4 protein-coding genes and 1 pseudogene are annotated in these 8,159 nt (G+C 69.8%); all 5 read left to right on the top strand.

The window, feature by feature from the left end; genetic code table 11:
* Nucleotides 1–2,637, top strand: a 2,637-nt coding sequence (locus Mrose_RS19025; RefSeq protein ID WP_182482890.1) for a DUF6519 domain-containing protein, incomplete at its 5' end; no start/stop codon positions are given.
* A gap of 165 nt (nucleotides 2,638–2,802) precedes the next feature.
* Complete coding sequence (locus Mrose_RS17080; RefSeq protein WP_119280319.1) at nucleotides 2,803–5,118, top strand: ATP-binding protein; 2,316 nt, start codon at nucleotides 2,803–2,805, stop codon at nucleotides 5,116–5,118.
* Nucleotides 5,119–5,121: 3 nt separating this feature from the next.
* On the top strand, nucleotides 5,122–6,198 hold the full coding sequence (locus Mrose_RS17075) for an HD domain-containing phosphohydrolase (RefSeq protein WP_119280317.1): 1,077 nt from the start codon (nucleotides 5,122–5,124) through the stop codon (nucleotides 6,196–6,198).
* 33 nt (nucleotides 6,199–6,231) lie between these two features.
* Nucleotides 6,232–7,725, top strand: a complete 1,494-nt coding sequence (locus Mrose_RS17070; RefSeq protein WP_119280316.1) for a phosphodiester glycosidase family protein — start codon at nucleotides 6,232–6,234, stop codon at nucleotides 7,723–7,725.
* Between the two features lie 9 nt (nucleotides 7,726–7,734).
* Nucleotides 7,735–8,159 (top strand): annotated as a pseudogene (locus Mrose_RS17065) (hypothetical protein); the annotation flags it as partial.

Below are 8,159 nucleotides of genomic sequence, written 5' to 3'. Positions count from 1 at the left end.
CCCCCGCCCCCCCTGAGCACGGGGTTGCTGGCCGCCCGCGCCGAGCCCAGCCCAAGCAGCCAGGACCCCTGCGAGGTGCCCCCCGGCGCGGGCTACCGCGGGCTGGAGAACCAGCTCTACCGGGTGGAAATCCACGTGGGCGGGAGCTTTGCCCAGGCCAGCTTCAAGTGGTCGCGGGAGAACGGCTCGGTGCTCTTCGCCGTCAGCCGCTACGAGTACGACACTCCCAACAGCCGCACCACCGTCCTGCTGGCCCAGACTCCCCGCGACGCTCGGCTGGGCCTGGCGCCGGGGAACTGGGTCGAGTTGCTCGACGACCGCATCAGCCTCAGCCAGCACGACCCCGACCTGCTGGCCCCGGAAAAACTCTTCAAGGTCGCTACGGTGGAGACCCTCGAGGCCGCCGACGGCTCCTCCGCGCTCAAGGTGGTGCTGGAGGGCCTGCCCAGCGCCCCCTTCCAGGCCCGCTCGCTGGCCCCCGACTACGCCCTCCAGCACCCCCTGCTGCGCCGCTGGGACCACAGCGAGGCGAACGGAGCGCTCAAAGACGGCGCGATCCCGCTCAAGGCGGGCTGGCTCGAGCTCGAAGAGGGCGTGCAGGTCAACTTCCGCCAGCAGGGCAACCCCGTGTTCAGGGCCGGGGACTACTGGCTGATCCCGGCCAGGGTCGAAACCGGCGACGTGGATTGGCCCCGCAGCGGCACCCCTGCCCTCCCGGTGCACCAGGAAGCCGAAGGGGTGCCGCACCGCTACGCCCCGTTGGGCCTGCTGCGCCGACAGGGCGGCAACTGGAGCCTGGCCGGGGACGCCGCCGATTGCCGCTCGCTCTTCCCCCCCCTCAGTCGCCTGCTCCAGCTTTACTACGTAGGCGGCGACGGCCAGGAGGCCATACCTGGCCAGCCCCTGCCCTCCCCCCTGCGGGTGCGGGTGGCCAACGGCGCGGTGGCGGTGGCCGGGGCCCGGGTGCGCTTCAGCGTGGTGGGCGGCGGGGGCAGCCTGGGGGTGACGGGCTACGTCCTCACCGACGCCAACGGCCTGGCCCAGACCACCTGGACCCTAGGGGCCAGCGGGGTCCAGCGGGTACGGGCCGAGCTGCTCGACCCCAAGGGCAACCCCGTGCCCAACCAGCTCATAGACTTCGGCGCCGACCTCAGCGTGGCCTCCAACGTGGCCTACACCCCCGGCTGCGCCGACCTGCAAAACGCCCGTACCGTGCAGGAAGCCCTGGACCTGCTCTGCCAGCGCCCTAGCGGAGGGGGCTGTGAGGTCACGGTGGGCGAGGGCGGGGAGTTCGCCACCCTCGAGCAAGCCCTCAAGGAGTTGCTCGAGCGCGGCGAGCGCGACATCTGCATCTGCTTGATGGACGGCGAGCACCGCGTCGGAGCGCTCGAGGTCGAAGAGCCCATCCACCTCAAGGTCCGCGGCTGCGGGCGCGGCACGCGGGTGCTGGTGGAGAGCGGGCTTCGCTTCGCGGGTCTGCGGGGCCTGATCCTGCGCGACTTCGAGCTCGAGGTGCTCGCCGACACCGACAACGGCACCTCGAGGCTGCAGTTCGTGCGCTGCGGCGAGCTGAGCCTGGAGGGCTGCGCCGTCGCCGGGAGCACCCAGACCGGCGGCGTCAGCGGCAGCCTGCTCTTGGTGGTGGGCCCCGACCGGGTGCGGCTGCGCGACAACGTGCTCGAGGCCCGCACCGAGGGGCGGGCGGAGGTGCTGCTGAAGGTCTTCGAGGGCTTCACGGTGCTCGAGGAGTTGTTCAAGGACCTCTCCCCTGGCCGCTTCCGCCAGGAAGCACCCAAGACGGCAGAGGCCATCAACGCGCTGCCGCCCCAGGCCAAGACCCAGCTCGCCGGGCTGGTGTCCCAGCGGCTGCAACCCTTCAACCAAATCCTCAGCCTGGGCGAGACGCTGGCCTACACCAAGCTCATCCTCCAGCTCTCGGCCCAGAGCCCCGACCCCAACATCACCGCCGACCACCTCGAGGACATCCGCAAAGCCAGCGTGCGGGCGGTAGCGGGCACCGCACTGGTCCTGCTCAACCCCGGCGGCGAGACGCTGCCCCAGACCATCCTCACCCTCGACGAGGACGACTTCGTGCTGCTCGAAGCCAACGAGATCACGGGCGCGGTCAGCCTCTACGGCTTCCCCGGCGAGAGCAGCCTAAGCGTCGACGAGCTCAAACTGCTCGAGGCGCTGTTGAAGGAAAACCAGCTCCTGATGCTGGGCCTGATGGGCAATTTCCAGCTCCGGGGCAACCGCCTGACCCGCCTAGTCTCGGGGGAGAATATGGTGCAGGCGCTCGAGAAAGCCATCCAGGGCGACGGCGGCAGCCGGGTGTTCTACAACCTCTTCGGAAGCTGCCTGCTCAGCGACAACCTCTTCGACAGCAGCCGCAGCCTGCTGGTCGGCCAGCACGTCTCGCTGGGCACCAACGTCTTCAGCTTCACCGCCGACCCCATCCCCCAGAGCACCCCCACCGCCGGGCCGCTGCCCCAGCTCGCGGGCACCGCCGTAAGCCGCTCCGCCGCCTACGTGGGCAACCACGGGCGCGGGCAAAGCCGCACGCTGTGGCAGGACATCTCCCGCACCCGCCTGCCCGCGGCCCAGCAGGTGCTCAACCTCGAGTTCGAGATCGTGTGATGCGTTGTACGCCCAACACCCAGCGCAATGCGTTGGACGCGCTTCGGCTATCGGCGAATTTTGTCAGGGTTGGCAGGGGACTTACAGGCGGCGTGCTACCCTAAAATCCGTGAGACGCTTCAGAATAGGCTCAGTCTAGGGAGGGAAAGGCTTCTGAGCAGAGCCATGAGATCCGGGGGGCGCTTGCTGTCTCGAGCCTGGCTGGACTGGCCGCTGTGGCTCAAGGGCCTGGTGGTGGTGGGTCTGCCGGTGCTGGCTCTGCTGTTCGTCCTGGCCCTGAGCCTGTGGCTGCGGGCCCAGGAGAGCCGCTGGGAAGACCGGGTCGAGCAGACCCTGCTCATCCAGCAAGACCTGCGCGGCCTGCTCGGCCTGCTGGTCGACGCCGAGACCGGCCTGCGCGGCTACGCCCTGACCCGCAAGCTTGGCTTCCTCGAGCCCTACCAGCAGGCGCGGGAGAAGCTTCCCGCCGCGCAGAGCCGCCTGGAACTCAGCCTGGGGCGGGAAAGCCTGACCCCCCTCACCCCCCTGATCGAGCGACGGCTGCAGGTGCTGGAAAACGCCCGCCAGGCCGTGGTCCAGGGTAACCCCGCCCTCCTGGAGCTGCATCTGGAGGAGGGCAAGACCCTCATGGACGCCCTGCGCCAGGGCATCGCCAACCTGGACCAGCAGCTACAGCTCCAGCTGGAGCAAGCGAGGGCCGGGGTGGAGCGCCAGAGGCAACTGAGCCTCTACGCGCTGAGCCTGAGCGGGCTGCTGGGCCTCTTGGGTGGGGTGGGGGCCGCGGTGCTCTTCACCCGCGGGATCAGCCGCCGCATGCGCCGGCTGGGGGAAAACGCCTTCCGGGTTGCGCGCGGGCAGTCCCCGCTGGACCTGCCACCGGGGAACGACGAGGTGGGGCAGCTGGGCCAGGCGCTGCAGCAGGCCCAGCAGTTGCTGGAGGAGAGCTACCACCAGTTGCGCGAGCGCGAGGCCACCCTCGAGGCCCTCTTTAAGGCCTCCCCCGACGTGATCACCCTCCTCGACCACCAAGGCAGGATCCGGCTGACCAACCCGGCCAACTACGAACTGCTGGGTGTGGCCCCCGAGGAACGGCTCGGCCAGCTGCCCTCCGAGGCCATCCACCCCGAGGACTACCCCCAGGTCGCGGAAACCCTGCAGGAGCTGCTCTCAGGCCGGCGCTCCCAGGCCCGGCTGCGGGTGCGCTACCGGCACCCGCAGGGGCACTGGCTCACGCTGGAGGCCCACGCCCAAGCCCTCCCGGCGGAGGGGGACCGGGTTCCAGGGGTGGTGGTGGTCAGCCGCGACATCAGCACCCAGGCCGAGCTGGAGGAGGCGCTCTCCCGCGCCCGCCTGGAGGCTGAGTCGGCCAACCGGGCCAAGAGCGAGTTCCTCTCGCGCATGAGCCACGAGCTGCGCACCCCCCTGAACGCCATCTTGGGCTTCGCCCAGCTTTTGGAACTCGACGCCCATACCCAGGAAGAGCGCGAGGGCCTGGAGCGCATCCTCAAGGCCGGCCGGCACCTGCTGGATCTGATCAACGAGGTGCTCGACCTCGCCCGCATCGAGGCTGGGCGCATGGCCCTCTCCATCGAGCCCATGCGCCCAGCCGAGGTAGTCCAGGAGTGCTTGAACCTGATGGGCTCGCTGGCCGCCTCGCGTCTGGTGCAGCTGGAATTCCCCCAGCCGGAGGAGTGCCGCACCCTGGTGCTGGCCGACCGCCAGCGCCTGAGGCAGATCCTCTTGAACCTGCTCTCCAACGCCATCAAGTACAACCGCGAGGGGGGCCGGGTCACCCTGTCGTGCCAGGAGGTCGCGGGGGACATGCTGCGCCTGAGCGTCAGCGACACCGGCCCCGGCATCGCCCCCGAACTCCTGCATCGCCTGTTCACCCCCTTCGACCGCCTGGGGGCCGAGGCCACCGTGGCCGAGGGCACTGGGCTGGGCCTGGCCCTCTCCAAGCGCCTGGCCGAGGCCATGCAGGGCCGTCTGGGGGTGGAGAGCGTAGTGGGAAAGGGCAGCACCTTCTGGCTCGAGCTGCCCCAGGTGGAAGCCCCCCCTCCCCTCCTGGAGGAGGCCAGGGAGGTCCTGGCTCCGGGAGCCGCGCTGGCCGAGTCCCGCACGGTGCTCTACATTGAGGACAACCTCTCCAACCTGCGGCTGGTGGAGCACATCCTGGCCCGAAAGACCGACTTCCGGCTGATCGCGGCCATGCAGGGCAGCCTGGGGCTGACGCTCGCCCGCGAGCACCGCCCCGACCTGATCCTGCTGGACCTGCACCTGCCCGACGTCCCCGGCCACGAGGTGCTCGCCCGGCTGCGGGCGGACCCGCTGACGCAGGGCATCCCGGTGATCATCCTCTCCGCCGAGGCCTCTCCCGGCCAGGTCCAGCGTCTGCTGGCCCAGGGGGCCGCGGCCTACCTGACCAAACCCCTCGAGGTCAGCCGCTTCCTGGAGGTGCTGGCCCAAGTACTCAAGAGGTGAGTGATGTCGATGGGGGAAAGCTTTCCGCTGCACAAGGCCCGCCTGCTCCTGGTAGACGACCAGGAGGACAACCTGGCCCTGCTGGAGCGCATCCTGCAGCGAGCCGGTTTCACCGAGCTCTGCCGAACCACTGACCCGCGCCAGGTCCTGGATCTGTGCCAGAGCTTCCGCCCTGACCTCATCCTGCTGGACCTGCACCTGCCCCACCTCGACGGCTTCGCCTTGCTGAAGGGGTTGAAGGAGCTGATCGCCCCCGGCGAGTACCTCCCCGTGCTGGTCCTCACCGCCGACGCCACCCCCGAGGCCAGGTACAAAGCCCTCTCGCTGGGGGCCAAGGACTTCCTCACCAAGCCCCTCGACCCTCTGGAGGTCAGCCTGCGGGTGAACAACCTGCTGGAAACCCGCTTCCTCTACCGGGCCGTGCTCGAGGAGAACCAGCACCTGGAGGAGCGGGTGCGAGAGCGCACCCGCGAGCTGCAGGAAACCCAGGTGGAGATCCTCGAGCGCCTGGCCAGGGCCGCCGAGTACCGCGACGACGAGACCGGCGAGCACGTCCGGCGCGTGGCGGCCAACGCCGCCCGGTTGGCCGAGGCTTTGGGCCTCCCCCAGGAGCAGGTGGAGATGATCCACAGTGCCGCTCCCCTGCACGACCTGGGCAAGATCGGCATCCCCGACGCCATCCTGAGAAAGCCTGGGAGGCTCACGCCCGAGGAGTTTGCCATCATCAAGACCCACACCTCCATCGGGGCCGAACTCCTCTCAGGGGGGCACTCGGAGCTGAGCCGGGTAGCCGAGCGCATCGCCCGCTCGCACCACGAGCGCTGGGACGGCTCGGGCTATCCCGATGGGCTGTGTGGAGAAGCCATCCCCCTCGAGGCCCGCATCGTGGCCGTGGTGGACGTCTTCGACGCCCTCACCAGCGAGCGGCCTTACAAGCGGGCCTGGTCGCCGGAGGAGGCCCTGGCCGAGATCCAGGCCCAGGCCGGTCGCCAGTTCGACCCCAGGGTGGTCCAAGCCTTCCTGCATACGCTGGAAGCGCCAGGCCGCAAGCCTTCGCCGGATGAAGGCTCAACTGGCTAGCTTCCCACGCGATCTCGGGTTTAATGGGGCGTGATGTGGGTTCGCGTTCTTGCCCTGAGTGTCTTGCTCGCCCTGGCGGTTGCCCAAACCCCCACGACCATCCCCGCCGAGCGCTTCGGGCTCAGCGTCCTGCGCGACAGTTACGTGGTGGTCTTCAAGAAAGATGGCCTCGAGCTGGTCTATGTCGAGGGCATCGGCTGGGCACCGCCGCTGGAACCCACCCTGCCGCCTCCCAGCGAGGACGGTTTGCCGCTGGAGGTCGTCCGCGCAGCGGGGCTGGTGCAGGTGCCCCAGGCGGGCGTGCGCCTTTCGGGTGGCGCGGGGCGCTTGCGGCTGGTGTTCGACCTGCCCGAACGCCTGCCGGTGGAGAAGCGTGAGGGGAGCTATCCGGGCTGCCTGAGCCTCGAGCTGCCCTACTTCCTCCCCGACCTCCAGACCCTCAAGCTCCCCCCCGAACTCGGCCTGGAGTTCCGCTACCTGCCCCACGGCACCCAGCTCAGCCTGCAAGCCCCCACCGGACGCCTCTACCGCTACCGGCAGTACGCCCTGGAAGACCCCTGGCGCTTCGTGCTGGACTTCTATTACCTGCAACCCGAAACCCGCGAGGTGCTCAGCCGGGGGATCAGCTACCTCGAGCGCTGGGTCTGGACGCCCGAACCGCTCCGGCTCTTCATGATCCAAGCCGACCCCGGTAGCTGGCGCATGGAACCGGTGGGGCAGCCCGGCAGCCGCAGACCCCTCGACCAGATGGCCCCCGGAGCGCTGGCTCTGCTCAACGGCGGCTACTTCGACAACCGCACCGCCACCCCCATCGGGCTGTGGATCCAGGACGGGGTGGCGCTCAACTTCCCCTTCGGGCGCAGCGCCCTGCTGTGGGGCAATGGGCAGGTCTTCGGGGGTTTCCCCAAGTTTGGAGCCTGGGTCGAGACCGCAAGCGGCCAGCGCTACCCGGTGGGGGTCAACCTCTGGCGGGCCCGGCTCACCGCCCACACCACGCCCGGCCCGGCAGGACGCCCCGGCGAGAATGTGGCCATCGTAGAGCGGGAGCGGGTCATCGCCACCCTCCCCGCGCCCGCCGAGCTGAAGGCGGGGCAGTGGGGCCTGAGCTTCCCAGCCAGCGAAGCGCCCATCGCCCACACCGGGGAAACCCTCAAGCTCAGGATGAGCCTCGAGCCCCCCGTGCAGTACGCGCTCGAGGCCGGACCCCTGCTGATCCAGGCCGGTCAGAACGTCTTCGACCCCAAGCGCGAGCCCTTCACCGACCCCCGCCCGCTGAACGCCACCGCCCTGCAATCGGCGGTGGCCTGGACCCTGGAGGGCGGGGTGTGGCTGGTGGTCTCCGAGCCCACCACGCCCACCGTGCTGGCCCAAGCCCTGCAAAGCCTGGGGGCCTGGGGCGCCATCCGCATGGACGGCGGCGGCTCCTCCCAGCTCTACGTGCGCGGCGTGCTGCGCTCGCCGCTTATCGAGTCCAGACCGCGCCCGGTTGTGAACGGGCTTGCTCTCTATCCAAAGGCCGGACCCTAAGCTGGAGGCATGCAGGCCCAGCTGCCCATGCGGCCCGGAAGATTCAGCAGCGCCCACCGGCGCTGGGCGAGCCGGCTGGCCTGGAGGCGGCGCTTGCAGTGGGCACTCGTCGCTCTGGCCTTGCTGCTGCCGTTGGCTTTGTGGGTCCACCCGGCCTGGGGCCTGCTCTCCCTGCTGGCCCTGCTCTACCCCAGCCGCCTCGAGTTCCCCCGCGCCCTGCGGCAGCTCGACGAACACTACGGCCTGGCCTACCGCAGCGCCCTGGAAGCGCCGCCCGCCCACCCCTGGCGCGAGCGGCTCGAGGCCGAAGCCAAAGAAAGCCTGCGCCAAGCCCGGCTGCCCAAACTCCCCTGGCTCGCAGGCGGCGTCTACCTCACTCTGCTAAGCCTGGTGTGGGTTCTGCCGCCCATGCCCATCCCCGGCCTTTCCACACC

This window comes from Calidithermus roseus (genome assembly GCF_003574095.1).
Lineage (GTDB): Bacteria > Deinococcota > Deinococci > Deinococcales > Thermaceae > Calidithermus > Calidithermus roseus.
The sequence above is the reverse complement of the archived record's forward strand: the minus strand, read 5'-3'. Positions and strand labels throughout refer to the sequence as shown.